General features: G+C 39.2%; 13 protein-coding genes and 3 pseudogenes. 11 read left to right on the top strand and 5 right to left on the bottom strand.

Translation table 11 applies throughout. The features are described 5' to 3' along the window. Positions 1–123: 123 nt before the first annotated feature. The 3 genes from PREBIDRAFT_RS09015 to PREBIDRAFT_RS09005 all read right to left on the bottom strand — a co-directional run bounded on the left by PREBIDRAFT_RS09015 (position 124) and on the right by PREBIDRAFT_RS09005 (position 5,615). A complete protein-coding gene (locus PREBIDRAFT_RS09015; RefSeq protein WP_004338733.1) occupies positions 124–1,197 on the bottom strand; it encodes an OmpA family protein in 1,074 nt (357 codons plus the stop codon). Positions 1,198–1,568: 371 nt separating this feature from the next. Then, the gene (locus PREBIDRAFT_RS09010) at positions 1,569–2,969 is read right to left on the bottom strand and encodes a C1 family peptidase (protein WP_004338734.1); all 1,401 of its coding nucleotides are present in this window, start codon (positions 2,967–2,969) and stop codon (positions 1,569–1,571) included. Between the two features lie 681 nt (positions 2,970–3,650). Next, complete coding sequence (locus PREBIDRAFT_RS09005) at positions 3,651–5,615, bottom strand: beta-N-acetylglucosaminidase domain-containing protein (protein ID WP_004339764.1); 1,965 nt, start codon at positions 5,613–5,615, stop codon at positions 3,651–3,653. Between the two features lie 814 nt (positions 5,616–6,429). Here PREBIDRAFT_RS09005 and PREBIDRAFT_RS09000 point away from each other — a divergent pair. From PREBIDRAFT_RS09000 to PREBIDRAFT_RS08950, 11 genes and pseudogenes are all read left to right on the top strand, one after another. Continuing rightward, complete coding sequence (locus tag PREBIDRAFT_RS09000; RefSeq protein ID WP_004338736.1) at positions 6,430–7,056, top strand: TetR/AcrR family transcriptional regulator; 627 nt, start codon at positions 6,430–6,432, stop codon at positions 7,054–7,056. A gap of 7 nt (positions 7,057–7,063) precedes the next feature. Then, positions 7,064–7,294: pseudogene (locus PREBIDRAFT_RS08995) on the top strand (3-oxoacyl-ACP synthase); the annotation flags it as partial. Next, positions 7,282–7,725, top strand: coding sequence for an SPASM domain-containing protein (locus tag PREBIDRAFT_RS08990; RefSeq protein WP_004338738.1), 444 nt, complete (start codon positions 7,282–7,284; stop codon positions 7,723–7,725). The pseudogene PREBIDRAFT_RS08995 and the gene PREBIDRAFT_RS08990, both read left to right, overlap by 13 nt. Positions 7,726–7,789: 64 nt before the next feature. Continuing rightward, positions 7,790–10,099 (top strand): outer membrane beta-barrel family protein, encoded by a 2,310-nt coding sequence (locus PREBIDRAFT_RS08985; RefSeq protein WP_048740451.1) that lies wholly within the window; start codon positions 7,790–7,792, stop codon positions 10,097–10,099. A gap of 81 nt (positions 10,100–10,180) precedes the next feature. Next, the gene (locus PREBIDRAFT_RS08980; protein ID WP_004339762.1) at positions 10,181–11,155 is read left to right on the top strand and encodes an IS982 family transposase; all 975 of its coding nucleotides are present in this window, start codon (positions 10,181–10,183) and stop codon (positions 11,153–11,155) included. Positions 11,156–11,194: 39 nt separating this feature from the next. After that, the gene (locus PREBIDRAFT_RS08975; RefSeq protein ID WP_004338592.1) at positions 11,195–12,334 is read left to right on the top strand and encodes a StlD/DarB family beta-ketosynthase; all 1,140 of its coding nucleotides are present in this window, start codon (positions 11,195–11,197) and stop codon (positions 12,332–12,334) included. Positions 12,335–12,571: 237 nt separating this feature from the next. Further along, complete coding sequence (locus PREBIDRAFT_RS08970) at positions 12,572–12,790, top strand: hypothetical protein (RefSeq protein ID WP_004339761.1); 219 nt, start codon at positions 12,572–12,574, stop codon at positions 12,788–12,790. A gap of 68 nt (positions 12,791–12,858) precedes the next feature. Continuing rightward, positions 12,859–14,109 (top strand): radical SAM/SPASM domain-containing protein, encoded by a 1,251-nt coding sequence (locus tag PREBIDRAFT_RS08965; protein ID WP_004338587.1) that lies wholly within the window; start codon positions 12,859–12,861, stop codon positions 14,107–14,109. After that, complete coding sequence (locus PREBIDRAFT_RS08960; protein WP_004338586.1) at positions 14,106–16,403, top strand: outer membrane beta-barrel family protein; 2,298 nt, start codon at positions 14,106–14,108, stop codon at positions 16,401–16,403. The genes PREBIDRAFT_RS08965 and PREBIDRAFT_RS08960 overlap by 4 nt, the downstream gene beginning before the upstream one ends. Positions 16,404–16,433: 30 nt before the next feature. Beyond that, positions 16,434–18,644, top strand: coding sequence for a peptidase domain-containing ABC transporter (locus PREBIDRAFT_RS08955; protein WP_004338584.1), 2,211 nt, complete (start codon positions 16,434–16,436; stop codon positions 18,642–18,644). Position 18,645: 1 nt separating this feature from the next. Beyond that, a complete protein-coding gene (locus PREBIDRAFT_RS08950) occupies positions 18,646–19,128 on the top strand; it encodes a hypothetical protein (protein WP_004339759.1) in 483 nt (160 codons plus the stop codon). Between the two features lie 16 nt (positions 19,129–19,144). Here the strand turns inward: PREBIDRAFT_RS08950 and PREBIDRAFT_RS08945 are convergent. Both PREBIDRAFT_RS08945 and PREBIDRAFT_RS08940 read right to left on the bottom strand, forming a co-directional pair. Next, a pseudogene (locus tag PREBIDRAFT_RS08945) lies at positions 19,145–19,330 on the bottom strand (plasmid mobilization protein); the annotation flags it as partial. 1 nt (position 19,331) lies between these two features. Beyond that, a pseudogene (locus PREBIDRAFT_RS08940) lies at positions 19,332–20,120 on the bottom strand (phage integrase SAM-like domain-containing protein); the annotation flags it as partial.

The raw sequence follows: 20,120 nt of genomic DNA, 5'->3' as shown, positions 1-20,120 counted from the left end.
TTGGGTTGTAATCTCTTCCGCCTTATAATTAAATCTGAAAGCCTTATCTTTCATTTACAAAGGTACATAAAAAAAGCGCATCGAATTGCTTCGATGCGCTTAAATATTTTCTAATCAGACAGATTACTTAACGTAAACTACTGCAAGACGGTTAGAAGTTACACCTTGTACACCCTTACCAGTAGAGCTGTCGATAACAACACCCTTGTTCTGTAGGTACTTAGCAACCTCATCAGCACGAGACTGAGATAGACGATCGTTAAGTGCCTTAGGACCTTCTGGAGAAGCAGTACCTACAATCTGTACGTGACGACCTTCAGCAACCTTATCAAGAGCAGCCTTAGCTTCGTTAGTTAGGTAGTACTTACCCTGTGCGAATGTTACGAAGATCAAGTCTTCTACGCAAAGTTCCTTCTGTGCTTCAACTGGAACTTCCTTGATAACTTCCTTGATAACTTCCTTTGGCTTAGCAGCAAGCTGATCACGTAGAGAGTTGATCTCGTTGTTCATAGCTGCAATATCGTAAACCTTGAAATTGTGAGTACCGTTAGAAGTCATGAACTTGTAGTTAAGACCCACGAACAAACCTAGTTGAGCTGCATGTCTGTTGAACTGAACAGCATCGCCAGGACCATGAGTTAGGTTCCAAAGAACAGCTGGTTCAGCATAAACTTGCCACTGCTTGTCGTTACCAAAGTTGAAAGCAAACTGAAGACCAGTCTTAGCTGTCAATTCGTCATCATCACCAACGTTGTTTTCTCTAATGATATTCTTATCACCAAAGAACTGTGTGTAACCGATACCAGCATCAGCGATCAACTCGAAAGTACGATCTGGGCGATACTCGCAGAATACGTTTGTTAGGTTTACATTACCATTCAAACCGATGTTCACACCACGAACGATAGTGTGTGATTTCACCATACCTAGTGTGCTACCTGTGTAAAAACCGTTGTTTCCGAAGAATGCTAGTGCTTCTAAGTTAGCACCAAACATTGGGTTGAACCACTTACCTAGCTTAATACCAGCAGCTGGATTCAATGGAAATACTTTGTCGAATGTCATAGGGGTTGTAGCACCACCTTCTACACCAATGTAAACATTGTCTGCAAGCTTTGATTTCTCATAAGCAACCTGTGCACTTGTTGAAGCAACGCCCATTGCAAGCATTGAAAGTGCGATAAATAACTTTTTCATAAAACGCTTAATATTAACTTATTAGTTTCAGCAAATAATATTTTATGTATGCAAAGATAGTCTTTTTTTTGTATATCCACAACACATTTTCGCAAAAAAATGATCATTCACGCCCCAAAATATTTTTTTTCCCTTTTTTATTGCCTTGTGTCAAGGATTTATGCTTTATATATTTATGGTTAACGGTTGGTGTGTGTGCGCTTTTTGTATAATTTTTTGTTTAAGAAAGCAGGGTTTGTTATCATATTTCGTCTTCAATATATATGGTGCAAGTCTTTGTTATGTGAAACAAAATGACGCTCATACCATCATGTGATATGAGCGTCAAATGTTGTTTTTATTTAGCTATATGTTTCTTTTCTTATTTCTTTTTATTTGTCTTCTATGAAGAGTGGATCATCGGCTGTTAGCATAGTAGGCTTCTGATCGAACGCTTTTAAGATTTCTTCTGATGCATATTTTTTGTCGACAACGAGGCGGAACATATAGTTTTCAAACCATCTGTTAGTCATAATGAGATAACCGTTGTGTCCATTCTTTGCTCCCCAAGAATTTTCTACCTTCCACTTCTTAGCCTTTCCGTTCTCATCTAGGTCTACCGCTGTTAGGGTCATAGCATGTGTTGATCCACTATCAAATGTAGAAATACGCTCAGCTTTTGTCATAGGAAACGTTGTTCCGTAGAGTGTTGCGTAATCATAGTTTTCTGTGTCTAGGAAGCCTGAAACACGGTCAAGCTGTTTGCCCACATCGTAGCTTGAGTACATCTTTTTACCGTCTTTTAGCGATGCGATTGCTAACTTTGCTATTTCATCGGTTGGCAGGTTAAGATATTTCCAGTTATGACCATCATAGGTGTGGCGATCATATTCCACCTCATAAGTTTTATAGTAAGGTCTTCTAGGGTCGTTCATTGCCATGATAAATGTGCCGTTCAATGGTCCGCCTACTGTTTCCTTGTAAAACTCTTGTGGTGTATATGTCTTTGCTTTACCTATTTGCTTTCCATCTTTGTTCTTAAACGCATAGGTAAATTGCTTTACAGGTTCGCCAAGCGACATGGTAAGCATCTTGTAGATAGTGCCTAACATTTCTGTTTTGCGTGTTTTGATAGCTTGTTTTGATTTTTTGTCGGCTACCATTTTTCTTAGTTCTAGTCCATATTCACGCAATTTTGAAGAGATGAGTCTTGCCATGCGTGAGGTGTTTTCTGCAGAATAAGTTTCAGGCATCACCTCCATAGGTACTACGCCATACTTCTCGGTTAGGTCTGCCACACCACAGAAAGTACCGCCATCTCCAATTGGGTTCTTAAAGAAGAACTGAACTTTTGGATCATCTATAGGCTTGTTGGCACAATCAATCACGCCTTGAAGCATCAAGTTTGATTTCTCTAGTTGGTCATAGAATGAAAGGTAGACATGCGAGAACTCTACCTTAATACTGTCTTTATGAGCCAATGCAAAGCGAGAGCGTAGCACGTTAAGTCCAGAGAATAGCCAGCATCTGCCCGAACTTTTCTGGTTATGAATATTCTGTTTGGGTGTTTCTATGCTAAAATAATCATCAAACATAGTCTTGTTCTTAGCGTTGCGTGCCAAGTCGTCGATAGGGTTTGATGCCATAGCATTAGCGATTGCTTTAAAGCTTGATTGGTTAGTAGTGCTTTCAATCTTTTGCATCATCTGCTGATTGATGCCACCGTCCTTTATTTGTGCATTTATGGCTAATGAGCCAAAAAGCAGCGTGCAGAGGATAATTTTTCTATTCATTATTTTTTGTAATGTTATAGTTAGGAAATTAATATTTTTATATTCTCGTACTAATATGCTGTATCTTTTACAAAGATAGTGCCAGCGAGCGCAATACAAGCTTGCTTGAATATTGCCGAGTGCCGCCTATCTTATGCAAAGATAGTGCCAGCGAGCGCAATGAAAGCTTGTTTTCAAATTGCCGAGCGCCGCCTATCTTCTACAAAGATAGGTATTTATCATTATATAATCAATAGGTTAAATAGAAGAAAGTTGCCAATAGTTTTTAGGGCTTAACTTATATTAACCTTTTTACAAGCAAGGGTTGCTATTTTTTTGTGTTTATTGGGTGAAGATAAAGATAAAACAGTGGCAAACGCTACGATTAAAACTATATTCTTTCAAAACCTTTGAGGGTGTAGACTGAACCCTCTATAGCTAAGGTATAGATACTTTCACATACCCTTTTTGTTAATATAAGGGGTAACACTAATTAAAACTACAGAACAGGGGAGAGGCTATTGCACGGTAAAAGATAAGTCTTTTACATTGCAATATGCCGAAACTACAAAGCGAGTATTGTTTAATTGTAGCTCTTAGTGTCAATACAGCAAAAAATATATTAAAGTGGAAATCCACTGTAAGTCTTTTCTTACAATGGATTTCCACTTTATTTATCTAATATTTTTATCTTCGCTATCACTACTTTTTTTTCAGCTTATCTGCTAAGAAACTAATGAAAGGACGCATTACCTTTTGGGCTGGCTCTGCACTGATGTAGCTTAGTTTGATGTCGTCGCCCATACCATTGAGTACTCCAAACTTATACTTGCCATTGTCGTCTAAACCTTCTGCAAGCGCAAGAAGCTTGTTTTGAAGTGCAGCGGATATGGGTTTGCCTGCTTCCTTTGTCTCGATAGCCGCAAGTAGTTGATGGGTGATATACGCCATGTCGCTTACTTTTTCCACCCAAGGACTAATGTCGGCATACATTAAGCTGTCACTCTTATTTTCCGAATGCTTCATCATCATAAAGGTGTAACAATCGGTCATCAATGTCTCCATTTCAGTCATCAAAGGTGCTGCGTTGTTACTCGTTTTATATTCGCTGATGAGTGTTTGCAATGGTTCGGCATCATAATATCGTAAATACTTAGAAAGATGATCGAAAGCCTTTGCACGCCCTTTGCCCACTACAGCTTGCAATGATGCTTGATAGCTCTCCTCATTCTTAAATCCTGCATGGTTCCAAGCGTAATCGCCTACTCCAAAGAGTGCTATGCGCGAAGCCGATCCTTGTTGCATAGGGTTAGCAATGAGCGCGCTAGCCCCCCTCAATGTAGCATCAAGCTTAGCATCATTGTCTATCCATTTCTCATCGGCAAAGTTGGTATAGGTATCACGCACGAATAGTTTGCTCATATCGTTATCATTGCATGGATAGTTCCACCACCATGCCAAAGAACGTCCGAAACTCTTTGAAACTATCTCAAGATCGTGCGAATTAGGCACACTCCATACTTTTGCTCCCGTGATATACACCACTACATTCTTTGGTGTATGGCTCAAAGCCGAAAAGAAATTGTGGCGCACGGTGTCGTTAAACCATGAGTAAGCATAGAGTTGTGGCACAAAGTTGATAGGTTTCACGGTGTCGGCAGCAGTTTTGTAAGTTTTATTCCAACGTTCCTCCACAGCATGTTGAGCTTCTGTCAGGCGTTTTGCATTCAAAGCTAGGCTGATGCTATCTGTAGGTACACCAATATCATCGACAAAAATACCAAATTGGCGCACCCCAAGATTGTACATTTTCTCAAATTTATTCATGATCTTACCGATCACATTATTATCTTTATTCTCGGTGAATGCACCTCCCGGGTGGATAGCCCAAATAAAGTTTACCTTATTATTATGTGCTGTTGTGGTAATATCGCGCATCATAGGAGCCGATAAATAACCAATGGCTTTTTGCTCCGGAGTGATCGAGTCAGGGTAAGCCTCTTGCCATTTTTGCGAGTGGTAAGGATCGCTCTTCGCTCCATACATATAGCTATTCATCTTATAACGAGCCATAAAATGGAAGAGATCCTTAGTGGTTTCAGCCGAATAAGGCACCCCATAATAGCCCTCTATCACGCCACGATACTGAATATCGGCATAGTCTTCTATTTTTACACAAGCCAAATTCTTAGTACCATTATCGAGGATTTGCTCTAGTGAGGCTAGTCCGCAGAAAGTAGCATCTGTATTTTCGCCTAGGATCATAACGTTTGCTTTCCCACCATTTGATGTGATGCAAAGCAAATGTTTATCAAATTTTCCTACCTTATTAAACACTTCTGTCTCCATGTGCCATTTCTTTGCCATAGCGGTTGCTACTCCATTTTTGAGCGCAACACCCAAGAACACGTTAGACACTTTGTTGTTAGCGCGTTTGCCAACCTGCACCGTTAGTCCTTTTGCTGTTAGCACATCCTTAGCTCGAGCGATAGTAACCTCATCTATTGAGGCATCGGCTACAACGTTCACTACTTTTGTAAAGGAAACTTTTCCTCCTAAAGCCTGTTGGCTATGAGGAACAGGGTAAATGGTATATACGTTTTGTGCTACGCCTGATAATGAAATGGCGAGCAAAGACATACACACTACGATTTTTTTTAAAAACATACGAGTTATTTTTATCTAGGTTTATATTCTGATGTGCAAAGATAGTGCCAACGAGCGCAATACAAGCTTGCTTGAATATTGCCGAGTGCAGCCTATCTTATGCAAAGATAGTGCCAACGAGCGCAATGAAAATTTACTTTCAAATTGCCGAGTGCCGCCTATCTTCTACAAAGATAGTCAATTTTTTCTAATTAAAATTATTGTATCCTGCTAGGGTATGAGTTTTCAAATGGCAAGTGTTGAGCTTTTAAGTGGCTAAAGATCGGTTTCTCTCTATAAAAAGCTTACCTTTTTAATTTATTTTTAATTTATTTTTGCTCCAAAAATAAATTATTTTTCGTGATAATAATTCACGCTTTACGCCCGCAAAAGATTCAATAAATTCGTATATAGCAGATAATCAGTAAGATAAGAAAGTGTAAAGGGTAAAAGGGGTACGAGTTGGAAACGAGCGAGTTTCTTTCCCTTTCTTTATTCTGCAGCGCCCCAAAGAACACTTAAATTGATAATGCAAAGATAATATTTTCTGATGAAAGCAGTGTGTTTTTACGGAAATAAATTGTAGGAGCACTTAAAATCATTACCAACTAATTTTAATGGAAGTAATTTGTCAGATTTTTTTAGCCTTATTGCCTAATCAGCAAAAATGAATAGAAACAACTATTTTTCTATTGCAAAATGCAAAAAAAGAGAGAAATGAAACTTTTTGAAGAAAAATTCCCCGAAATATTTGGCGGATTGAAATAATTTGCATAATATTGCACTTATAAACACAGAACAAACGTTCTGTTTTGAATCTACTAAGTATGAAATAATGGAAAAACAAATAGATAAAGAAAGCATAAGCAAAAGGGACATTATCCTTAATGAATCGTTCAGGCTGTTTCTGAAAAAAGGTTATGCAGCAGTATCATTTTCGGATTTAGTGGAAGCTACTGGCATTTCTCGTGGCAATATGTTTCATCATTTCAAGAATAAGGAGGATATATTCAATCATGCCGTTGATAGGTTTGTATTTGAATTCTTGACAAATGATGCTACAGACTTTCTTGAACTTACAAGCTCGACACCATTAAAGACCTTCATTGATAATCGTGTAGAAAACATCGGTCGCCGTATGAAATCATTTTTTATAATGACAAAAGGCACAGTCACTCCTGCCAATTTCATGTCATTTATCTTGTATCTGAAAGACAACTATCCGGATTGGAAAGAGAAGTTTCAAGAATACGAGAAAAGAAAGAGCCTTGAGTGGAAAGAGGTGATAGAGCTTGCCAAACAGAAAGGAGAGATTACTCAAACTGTGGAAACAGAAAAGATTATATCTTCCATTAGAAATATATATCTTGGATTGTCATACAGAAGTGCATTGAGCAGCCAACTTTCTATTTCCGAATTGAAAGAGCAAATATACACAATATACTATTTAATAACCAAATAATATTCCTATGGAAAAAGCAGCATATATCAATAGCGTATCGGCATATCTTCCTAATTCTCCCATCGCCAATGAGGATATGGAAGACTATATCGGAAAAATTGGTGGAAATCCGTCAAGGGTTCGCTCAATTGTACTGAGGCAGAATGGGATTAAAACACGATATTACGGGTTGGACAAAAACCAAAGCCTAACACACTCGAATGCAGAATTGGCAAAAGAAGCCGTATGTGGGCTGTTCCTATAAGAGTTCTTGCAAATAGCTTGTATAATAACGTAAATAAAAGTCAGAAGAAAAAGAATAATGATTTTATAGAAAATAGGGTTCTTTGTACTGCAAATTATTCTCACTTATTTATTTTGCCTGATGGGAAAGTTACTATATGTGAGCAACTTTATTGGAACTCTAAATTTATTGTTGGAGATATATTAGAATCTTCTCTTGCTGAGATTTGGACTTCAGATAAAGCTAAGTATTTATACAACCTACCTCAAAAAGATATAAGTGATGAAAGCTCTTGTAAGACTTGTAAAGTATACACAATTTGTCGGCAACAGTCAGGTGGAGTATGTTGGAAAGAAGTAATTGCGGCATATGGAACAGACAAATGGGACTATCCAGACCCTAGTTGTCCTCATGCTCCAAATATCTACAATGATATTTATTTGTAATTTTATGTTTCGAATGAGAAGTTCTCGTGTTTTCAAAAACATCTTCTCTATATTAAGTAGGGAGATGAAGCTTGTAAGCTTATTAGTTCTTGTTTTGTTGTCTATACAGAGTTCTTATGGACAGCAGGTTTCGGGAGTAGTACAGCATGACAACAATGCGATAGAGTATTGTAATGTGATGGTTAAAAATGTGGAAGATTCTGCATTTGTTTCTGGAACAGTAACAGACCAATTGGGAACCTTCGTGATTGACAAGATAGGTGTTGGAAACTACTTCTTGGAAGTTTCATGTATAGGCTATGAAAAACAGAGAATCCCCTTTACAGTTACTTCCAATCAGAATATCCACTTGCGAGTAGAGCTTCTACGCAATGAAACTTTCTTGGACGAAGTTACAGTTACGGCTTCTCATAAAATTTGGAAGAGAACGAATAATTCATTAGCGATGAAAGTCGAGGGGACTCCGCTTGCCGATATGATTTCCGCTATTGATGTTTTAGCATATATGCCGGGAGTTATGGCTGATAATTCCGGCATAAAACTAATTGGCAAAGACAATCTGCTTATTTTGATAGATAATCGTGTAGTATCTTCATTTTCAGAGGTAGAAAACCTAAGTGTAAACTCTATTAAAACAGTCGCTCTCGAGAAAAATACAGGCGTGCGGTATAACAGCAAGTATAAATCAGTCTTGCGAATTACCACAAAGGAGCGCAGTGGTAATTCTGTGGAAATAAGTCAGAGGACGAAAGTAGGTAGGAAAATTTCCAATACAGAAAACGCCAACTTTTATCTCGCATCAAATAAAATAACACTTAATGGCGGAGTTATCACGAATTTCCGTAACGATTTGAATTACTACACTGTGGAAACACAAAATGTAGAGAATAATGTCCACTACATTAGTCGGCAGTCGATACAAAACAAACGAAAAGGCTTCGATGCTTCGCTCGGACTTAAATATGAGTTCAGCAACAACCACTACTTACAGCTATATGATGATTTCTATTACACGGGAAACAAGCCAATTAACAAAAGTACCACAGAGTATATTGAACCCGGTTTGCACGAACAGATATTCACAGAGATTGCACCAAATTACAATGAAAAGAATAATCGGTTGAACCTCTTCTATAATCTGCCGATATTGAAAGATAGTCATTTAGAATTAAATCTTGACTACATATATCAATCTTCTGATGACAACCAAGCAATCAAGAACTCCAACAAACAAAAGACAAATGAGTTTTGCATAACTTATAAAGGACGTTATAACGTTTATCTGGCTCAGCTAAACTATGTGGGCACATTTTGGCGTTCATTCGACGGAAATCTGGGCTTGGACTATATGAACTTGACGAACGATACCTTTTCCTATAATAACGCGGAAAAGGCGAATGCGATAAATAACGAGGGAGAACATAAAGAACAACAGATTGCATATTACATCAACCTGAAAAAGCAGTTAAATAAATTTGGTCTTCAAGCAGGTATCAGATACGAAACGGTTAGGCTGAAATATAAAGATACGAAAGAATATGCCGGACAAACAAAACGGATTAACAGTCTGTTCCCGTTTATGTCTTTGGAGGTAAATTTGTCTTCCAAATGGAACCTCTCCCTGACGTACGACAGAAAGATGAACCTTCCTTCTTATCAACAATTAAATCCCATCATAACCTATTACGACAAGTATAGTTATAGAATAGGAAATCCGAATTTGGAACCGGTTTACTTTAACAATTTCTCATTAAGTGCATTGTACGACAATATCTTGAACCTTTATGCGGAATACTCATTCATAAGGAACCAAATACAGGAAGTACCGATGACTGATGCTGCCAACCGACAAGTGATTAAAGTAATTCCTGTCAATATAGCGAAGAACCATCAAATAAGCATCGGAGCAAACCTGACGAAACGATTTGGAAAGCATCAGATAGGTTTCCACAGTGCACTGTTAGCGCAAAAAAATCAATTAGACAATTTACAGGTTGAAAAACATCGTTTTTTTACCTCTGTCTATGTGTCGGTTAATTATAACTATCGCTTACGGGATAATATAAACTATTACGTGAGAATGAATTATACCGGAAAGACAGAAGATACCGTCTTTAAACAATATCCGGCATTCAGCACCAGCACTGGCATTACTTTCAGTTTCTTTGATAAGAGAATGCAACTGAATATTGCTTGCAACGACCTTTTTCGTACCGAAAACTCCGATTGGGAAGTCAAGTATTTAAACATTAACAACTTACAAAGAAACAACGCAGACTCGCGATATTTTTCTATTTACCTTAAATACAATGTCAACAAGACTTCTCGCAAGAATAAAGTAAAGAGTTTGGATAATATACTGAATAGGCTGTAGTGCAACATTAACTTTGCTTTTAACTCTATTGTATGATTTTTTATAACCCGTTGGCGGAATTAAAATAATAGATAAATTTATATGAAAGAAAAGTTGTACATACAAGAATTTATTTGTAACTTAGTGTTGCTCAATACATTAAGTTATAAAATCAGTATGCACAACTTATATACAAATTTCGTAAAAATCCTTGATATATGCAAGCTATTCTCAAAAGATTTAGTAAATGAGCAAGGTAATATTCCACGCCCAGGCGTCGTTCCGAGATTTAGCGACCTTGAAATAGTATCGCTTTCCATAGTAAGCGAGGCAATGGGCATTGATAGCGAATGCCTGTTGTTTGCTAAGTTGAAAGAGTATGTAAAGGAAATGCCGAACCTTATCTCACGCCGCCAATACAATGACCGTAGGAAACTAACCAGCAATCTGTGTGATACCATAAGAAAACGTATGGCACTGGAAATAGATGGTACAGAGGACTACTTCTGTATTGACTCCAAGCCAATCGAGGTGTGCAGACTATCCCGCTCCAAGCGTTGTAAGATGGGCAAAGATGAATACAGAACAGCCCCTGCATATGGTTACTGTGCATCGCAAGGCGCATACTACTATGGTTATAAGTTGCACGCTGTCTGTGGATTAAGTGGCGTGATACATTCTTTTGACCTAACAAAGGCTAATGTCCACGATATTCGTTATTTACAAGACGTAAAATATGAATATCATGACTGTTGCATTTTTGGAGATAGAGGCTACATCAGTGCAACGGCGCAACTGGACTTATTTGAAACCGCAAATATCAGATTGGAAGTTCCTTATCGGCACAATCAAAAGAATTGGAAACCTACTTTTATTCCTTTTGCGAAGGCGAGAAAAAGGATTGAAACAGACTTCTCGCAGATGTGCGACCAATTTATGATTTGCCGCAACTATGCAAAGGAAACAGTAGGATTGTTTACAAGAATTATCGGTAAAATCAGTGCCTTTACCGCAATGCAATATTTAAATCACATTAATAATAGACCCATTGGAAGAGTCAAGTATGCACTGGCTTAATTCCGCCAACGGGTTATTTAATAACCAAATAATATTCCTATGGAAAAAGCAGCATATATCAATAGCGTATCGGCATATCTTCCTAATTCTCCCATCGCCAATGAGGATATGGAAGACTATATCGGAAAAATTGGTGGAAATCCGTCAAGGGTTCGTTCCATTGTCCTTAGACAAAATGGCATCAAAACGAGATATTACGGGTTGGACAAAAACCAAAGCCTAACACACTCGAATGCAGAATTGGCAAAAGAAGCCGTATGTGGGCTGTTTGAAAATGGAAGTATTCCTGACGACTTGACCCTTTTGGCTTGTGGGACAAGCACACCCGATCAATTGCTTCCTTCCCATGCGTCTATGGTTCATGGAGAATTAGCCAACTATCCTATGGAAATATTTTCCTCTGCAGGTGTATGCCTTACCTCATTGCAGGCATTGAAAATATGCTATAGCAATATTCTTGCAGGACTGCATCAAAAAGCTGTATGCGTGGCATCAGAATTAACTTCACCTGCATTGGTATCCAAATTTTATGACCCTGAGTATGAAGCTACACATGACAATCCTGACAAAGACCCTTATATGGCTTTTGAGAAGGATTTTATGCGATTTATGCTTTCTGATGGTGCAGGAGCGGTATTGGTGCAAGATCATCCCGAAGGAATATGTCCTCTCAAAATCGAATGGGTTGATATGACTTCTTATGCCAACGAACTACCGACCTGTATGTTTATGGCATCAGAGTTACAAGAAAACGGACGACTCAAAAGTTGGAAAGAGTTCTCTCCTGATGAGATTAAGGAGCGCGCTGTACTTGTTGGCAAACAGGACATACGGCAATTAAAGAAGCACATTATTAAGTATTGGGTAGACCATATCGAAACCGTACTTGCCAAACATCATGTAAAAGCAGAAGAGATAGATTATGTCATACCTCATGTATCATCAATGTTTTTCTATGAGAAATTAAATGATGAAATAGCTGCTCGCAACATTGCTCTGACAAAAGAGAAATGGTTTACAAATCTGACTTCTGTCGGCAACATCGGGTCAGCAGCCATTTATGTCGGATTGGAAGAACTCATAAGGACAAAGGAAATAAAGCAAGGGGACAAGATACTTCTCCTTGTACCCGAGAGTGGAAGGTTCTCATATGGAACGGTATTGCTTACTGCTGACTAAGTAGAAACTAACTTATTGCTCTCTTGCAAGGACGTAATAAGGTTTTGTATGAGAAGTATTAGTAAGTAAATCAAAAAACGCAATCAGAGATTTAAAACACAAACTTAGTCGTTTGGAAGCTGTAAAATTGATTACAGTGCAGCAATTTCCTTACCGACTTTATCGGAAAGCTGTATGAAATAAAGGACGCGGATTCAAAAGGCGACACGAGTAGAAAAACATAATTAAAAGGAAATTATGAACGATTTAAAAATCTTAAACCGTGGGCGAACAGATTTATTAAACCCCATGAGTGATGAAGAGATGAACTTCCTTACTGGAGGTGTCGATTCTCAGGTAGAAGTTTCTTGCAAAAAAGGCTATACTTCTATGGAATGTAAATGTGGTTATCAAGGCCCTGCTTTTTTAACAGATGAATCTGAGAATTCGGAAGCATCAGTAACTCTATCCCCATAATTTATTAACTATGGAAAGGTGTGGGATTGAGTCAACTACACCTTTCCATTATAATTTAGATATTATCAATGGAATTTTCTAAATATAATATTTACGCAAAGAGAGATGGAAAAGTTTCCATTTTCAACACTTTTACAAGTGCATTAGTACAACTTGATAATGACATCTTTAATGGTTTATTCACAATAGAAAATAATTCAGATATAATTAAGCAATTAATTGATATGGGAATTATTATAAATGAAAGAAAAGAAGAAATACAAAAATATAAATACATTCAGTATTCCAAAATGTTTCGTAATAATCGAATAGTGCTTTATATCTGTCCAACAATGAACTGCAACTTCTCATGTTCTTATTGCTTTGAAGCTGGAAATAAAAGAAAAATTAACATGACAGAAGATGTGGAAGATGCGATTGTCCGCTTCTTAGTGAAAAACAAAGAGAAAAAGATTTCTATAATTTGGTTTGGAGGAGAGCCATTATTGAATATAAGGACTATAGAAAATATTACCAAAAAATTAGAAATGGAGCATGTTAACTATTCATCATCAATGATTACTAATGGTAGTTTATTGAATAGCCATGCTATTGATATTCTCAAAAAAATATCTATAGAGTTCATTCAGATTTCAATGGATGGAACAAAAACAATACATGATAGCAGAAGATATTTTCATTCAGGGAAAGGCTCATTTAATATTATAATTTCAGGCATCAAACGATTGTTATCTGAGACTTCCATTCCCATAACCATACAGGTAGCGATTGATAAGACAAACTTCCAAGAGTATGAGAAATTATTAGTTTTCTTTAATCAAGAATTCCCTTCTCAAATGAAGAAAAAAAGAATACAATTAAATTACAATATAGTGAAAGACCGTACTAATTTTGATACACAAGGTTCTTGTATGAATCATCAAGATTATTTTGATTACTTAATGCGGATTGATGAACTAAAAATTAATAACAAAAGAAACTTATTCCTCCCTGATATTGCTTCCCCCTGTATGTATAACTCTGTAGGAACATATGCAATAACGCCAGATGGAGAAATTTTCAAATGTATAGAACATGTCGGGAATAAAAATAAATCCATAGGAAATATTATAAAAGAAAGTATATCACTGGAAAGATTGTCTTCTTGTTTTTTCACGGCCAATCATCTTGAAAATTCTGAATGTATTGACTGTCCCGTCTTACCTGTTTGTGGAGGAGGCTGTCCTCTTGATAGAGAAATTGACCAAGGTGTAAACAAGGTAGCCTGCTCTTTTTATAAAACACATATTGACAAGATTTTATCTCAGATGAAGTTATGAAGAAAGAACTTTTTCTAATAATCCTAAGTTTATTATTGAACTTGTCTCTCAATGCACAGGAGATACGAGGACAAGTGTCTAATGAGCGTGGCGAGATGGTTGCTTATGCCAATGTCGTCCTGCTGACAAAATCAGACAGTACTTTTATTTCAGGAGCAGTAACAGTTGATGATGGGCATTTTCTGCTGTCGAATCCGAAGAAATTGTCTTTGGATGACTGTCTTATCAAGATAAGCAGTCTTGGCTACAAAAACATATATTTGACTCCTCGTGTAGATATGGGAACCATTATACTCATTGAAGAGACACAACAACTGAATGAAGTGGTAGTGTCCGGGAAACGTCCTGTCATTCAAATGAATCGAGGGAAAATGCAAGTCAATGTGCAGCACACCTTGTTGGCACGAACAGGAGATGCCATTCAGGTTCTGTCCATGATGCCTTTTGTCAGCCGTACAACGGAAGGTATCTCTGTCTTTGGCAGAGGAACACCCCTGATTTATATAGATAACATCAAGATCAACGATGTAGGTGAGTTGCAAAAACTTTCCAGTGATGAGGTAAAAAATGTTGAAATCAATCTTCATCCAGGTACGGACTATGGAAACAACGTAAAAGCAGTCATCAACATAAGGACTATCCGGAAAGGTGAAGGCTTGAGCGTCAATCTTACAGCATGCGAAACTCTGGTAAAACATTTCAATCATTTAGAGTTTGGAAAGTTGAACTATCGCTTGAGAAATTGGGATTTTTTCGGTGGTATGGACTTCCGATATGATAGCAAAGAAAGTTCGACAGGAAATTTGATTGATTTTGACCATAACAGTAACGCCATCAATGTAGACCAATCGTTCAACAATAATATTAGAAACAAGTTATTCAATGTAAGCTCGGGGTTCAACTTTTCCAACAATGGGAAAAATGACTTTGGCATGAAATACAACTTTTCCCGGACACCATCCAACAGAGATGAAATGAGCGGAACCAGCATATATTCAGTGAATAATGCCACAAAATATTCGGAAGATGTCATGCTGCTGGGAAAAAATGAAAAAACAAATCATGCACTGAATGCCTATTACATCACCTCCTGGGGGAAAGGTAATAGATTGACTATGAATGTTGATTATATGCAAGGGAAAGCACTTTCTCAATACGAAACCTCCTGGGCACAGAAAAAAGATGTGGATTCCAAAAATAAATCCGATTATCACCTATATACAGGCAAGGCTGAAATCCTTAATCCATTGTGGGGTGGAGAGCTACATTATGGTTTGGAATTTTCTTTCACGAAAAACAAATATTCATATCATGCAAACAAAACGAGCAATACAGCTTTAAATGAAAGCGAAGATGAAAACTGCCAAAGATTGTGGGGGCTCTTTTCTTCACTGTCGAAGACTTTCGGGCATTTTTCCATAGAAGCGGGAGGGCGCATAGAAATTGTCAATTATCAATACTTTCATAATGAAAAGCTCAATGAGGAGGTTAGTAAAGACTATAAGAAAATTTTACCCTACTTGCAGATAGATTATGACAAGAATGCTGTCTCCATGTCATTGAGTTACACGACCTCCATTCATCGCCCCTCTTATGGGCAATTAAACAGCAGCACTGTATATGTGGACAAATATACCTATCAACGAGGCAACCCACTGCTGCTGTCGGCCAATGACTATATTCTGGATTACGTGTTTTCGTGGAAAGGTCTGATGATTGATATAACACATACTTGGTATAAGAACAGTCTCATGCGAACAACCAAGAAGTTAGAGAGTACTTCAGCGATGTTGTTTACGACAGAAAACATTCCACATTATCGGGAATGGAGCGCGACGGTGAGTTATTCATCAACGATAAAATTCTGGCGTCCTAAAATTGAAATGAGTGTATTCAAGCAAATTTTTACGTATCATGGCAGAAACTACAATAAACCCTATTTCTGTTATGAACTTGATAATCTCTTCCGCCTCTCGAAACACGTCAATCTTTCGTTCGACATATGGGGAACGGCAGCAGGCAATCTCTATTTGTCTGATTTCAAACCCTCTTTCCGTACCGACATCGGTCTGAATGCCTCTTTGCTAAAAAACAAGTTGGCGGTGTGGATTAAGATTTCAGATTTATTCAATACCGACAAGGAGCGATGGAGCAGCCACATCAATGATGTCTATTACTCAAAAAACAGAAAACTTGATACACGGGGTGTAATGCTACAGTTGCGCTATTCATTTAACCCACAGCGCAGCAAATATAAAGGAAGAGCAACAAGTAGCGAAATCATACGATTATAAAAGTAACAAGTTATTATTGTATTCATCATTATGATATATATTAAACAACAAGATGCAATGGATTGCGGTCCCTCTTGTTTGGCGATAATAGCCAAACATTATGGTCGGAAAGTTGAAAGGGAACAATTACGGGAAATCTGTTCCTTAGGCAAAGACGGAGTGTCTTTGTTAGGTATTAGCAAGGCAGCAGAAACCATCGGCTTCAAGACTATTGGAGGACGTTTGAGTTTTGAAATGCTATCCCAAGAGGCTCCGATGCCTTGTATCGTCCATTGGAATCAGAATCATTTTGTTGTTGTCTATAAGATAAAAAAGCATCGCAAGGGTAGATATTCGGTCTATGTAGCAGACCCAGGCAAAGGACTTGTAACCTATACGAAAGAGGAATTCTGCGAGCATTGGGTAAGCACCAAGACTGGTGGTGAAGAGAAAGGCATAGCCCTGCTCCTTGAGCCAACGGAGCAATTCTACGCTCAAAAGAGTGAGGAGACAATCCCCACGCAAAACCGAGTAAAGTTTCTTTGGAACTACCTAAAGAAGTACAAGCGTTTCTTTACGCAGTTGATACTTGGCTTGTTGCTCGGCTCGCTCCTGCAGCTTATCTTTCCTTTCTTGACACAAGCTATAGTAGATACGGGTATCGGAGGAAAGGACATCGGCTTTGTGTGGTTAGTGCTGTTGGCGGAGACGATGCTCCTCTTCAGCCGTACTGCCATCGACTTTATCCGCTCCAAAATACTCCTGCACATCTCCACACGTATTAATATCTCGCTCATATCGGATTTCTTCATCAAATTGATGAAACTGCCGATGAAGTTCTTCGACACCAAACTGATGGGCGACCTGCTACAACGCATTGAAGATCATCGACGTGTGGAGCAGTTCCTTACTTCAAGCAGTCTGAGCCTGCTCTTCTCTTTCTTCACATTCCTTGTCTTCGGTATTGTGCTTGCAGTCTATAACATAGGAATCTTCCTTGTTTTCCTGTTTGGTACATCGCTTTATGCCGGATGGATTATCCTTTTTCTCAAAAAGCGCAGGCAGCTCGACTATAAATATTTTGAGCAGGCAGGGCGAAACCGTAACGTTACCTACCAGCTCATCAATGGAATGCAGGAAATCAAACTGCAGGGGTGCGAACAGCGCAAACGTTGGGAATGGGAGGATGTGCAAGCCGACCTGTTCAAGGTGAACCTGCAATCACTCAATCTTCAGCAAGTACAACAAGCCGGAAGCATTACCATCAACGAGGTAAAAAACATACTTATCACGGTACTTGCTGCCACTGCCGTGATACATGGCAGTATGACACTTGGTATGATGCTGGCAGTACAGTACATCATCGGGCAACTCAACAGCCCCGTAGAACAACTCATCCAATTCATCTACTCTTGGCAGGACGTGAGCATCAGCCTTGACCGCATGAACGAAATCCATACCGAAACCAACGAAGAAAATGCGGAAAAGACACAAAATGCCTATACGGACGAAACAGCCGAGGGACATTCCCTCACGATAAAAGATCTTTCCTTTAAATACGACATCTACAGTCCGAAAGATATTCTCTCCGACATCAATCTCTCCATACCCAACGGCAAGGTAACGGCAATCGTGGGAGCGAGCGGAAGTGGAAAGACCACGCTCGTAAAACTCCTTTTGGGTTTCTATGAGCCACAGAATGGAAACATCGAGATAGGCAATGCCAATTTGAGTGAATACAACCTCGGCTGGTGGCGAAGCCAATGCGGTGCGGTGATGCAGGAGGGGTATCTCTTTTCCGATACCATTGCGAGGAACATTGCCATATCAGACGATGAGCCCGACATCGAACGTATCCGTCATGCTGCCCGTGTGGCAAACATCGCTGACTACATCGAAGCCCTGCCTTTAGCTTACAACACGATGATAGGACAGGACGGACAGGGCATTAGTCAGGGACAACGACAACGCATTTTGATAGCAAGGGTAGTTTATAAGAATCCAATGTTCGTCTTCTTGGATGAAGCGACCAATGCCCTCGATGCCAACAATGAACGAGCCATTACAGAAAACCTCTCGGAGTTCTACAAGGGAAAAACTGTTGTAGTAGTGGCACACCGCCTTTCCACTGTTCGCGATGCCGACCAAATTGTAGTTTTGGATGAAGGTAAAATTGTAGAGGTAGGTACACACGAGGAACTGACTACTAAACGTGGTAAATATTTTGCCTTAGTAAAGAATCAATTAGAATTGGGTAACTGATATGGAAGAGCAGAAAAAGAAACAGGAACGGAGTCTTGAGCTTCGCAGCGAGAAAGTACGCAGTATCGTGGGACAGATACCCTCCTCGCTTATCCGTTATGGCATTACCGCCATCGGAATGGTGTTGCTCTGCCTTTTTGCTGTAGCCTATTACCTGCCCTATAAACAAGTATATTCGGGTACGGCTACCATACACAAAACGGCTACCACACCAGTAGACAGCACAAATATAACCATCTTGCTTAAGTTTGAAAACAAGCGTCCTGACAAGATGAAGGGACAAATAATTTGTCTGCAATCTCCCTATGGAACGTTTGCAGGACAGATACGAGACCTGTCTCCCGTCCGAGACACATTGGAGCGCCAGGAAGCACTATGCCGTTTCAAGTCAGCCGACATAAAAACTGTAGAAAACCAAACGGTGGATTTCCAGATAACTCGAACATCGGGCAATCTGCTGCAAAAAATGCTTGGGGACATCTAATTCCATCGCACATTCCTTATCTCTCTCGATAGTCAATGGTTAAACTCACTGCTTTTTCTTGCAAGGCAGTGAGTTCTTTTGTCAAACCGATAAGCTCCCACAACAATGCCTGTATGCTTTTCTCTGCCGTATAAAGGCGCATCAGTCGTACCACCTGATTGTAGTTCACTCCAATTTTATGTACTTGGGCTGTGAGTTCAGAGAATATCCACACGAGCCAGACCAGTAAAGGCGCAGAAAAGAAAGAGTTGCCTTGCCCGTTCGAACTGCTTGTCAATTATGGGTGTTTGCAGGACCCTCTGCAATTCCTCCGTAGTGAGATACCTGCGTGTGCGATGTGGCAGTTCTGCCTTGTAGTCCGCAAACGGATCGATACGGATATACTTCTTCTGCTGACCGATGCCGATGAGTTTCCTAAGGAAGATGACCGCTACCTGAATAGTGGCAAGAGAAAGGTTGCGCTCTGATTTAAGGTAGAAGTCCAGCCCCTCGATAAAACCATAGTCCAACAGAGAGTAGCGGATATCCTCCAGCCCTAAGCGTTCACGCAGATAGGACTTTATGAGCTGCGCTGCATAGATGTAATTAGCAAAGGTAGGCTTGGCAATCGTTACCCCCACACAGGGACGTTTATCCTCAATGAAGAGATGTGCTTCTTCCAAAAGAAAACCTTTAGGTTTGTCTTCTTCCATGAGTTCACATTTCAGTAGCTCAGCGGTAATATAGCCACGTTGCCAGACTAATTCTTGATACTTCGCTTTGACTTGTTCCTCTTTGGCTTGGAGATAGCGGTTGATTTCCTTTATCTCTTCGCCCGTTCCTTTGCACCGTCCCTTACGACTATCCCAAAGTTCGGGAGCGATTTCCTTTCCCGTGCTGTATTGCACCTGCTCACCGTCTATGGTGATGCGTCCCATAATCGGGCAGCTGCCGTTCTTTTTCTCTTTTGAGCGATTGATATAGAATAGTGTCTTGAATGTGCTTCGTGCCAT

The organism is Prevotella bivia DSM 20514 (assembly GCF_000262545.1).
Taxonomy (GTDB): domain Bacteria; phylum Bacteroidota; class Bacteroidia; order Bacteroidales; family Bacteroidaceae; genus Prevotella; species Prevotella bivia.
Note: the sequence above shows the minus strand (reverse complement) of the source record. Positions and strands in the feature narration are given on the sequence as shown.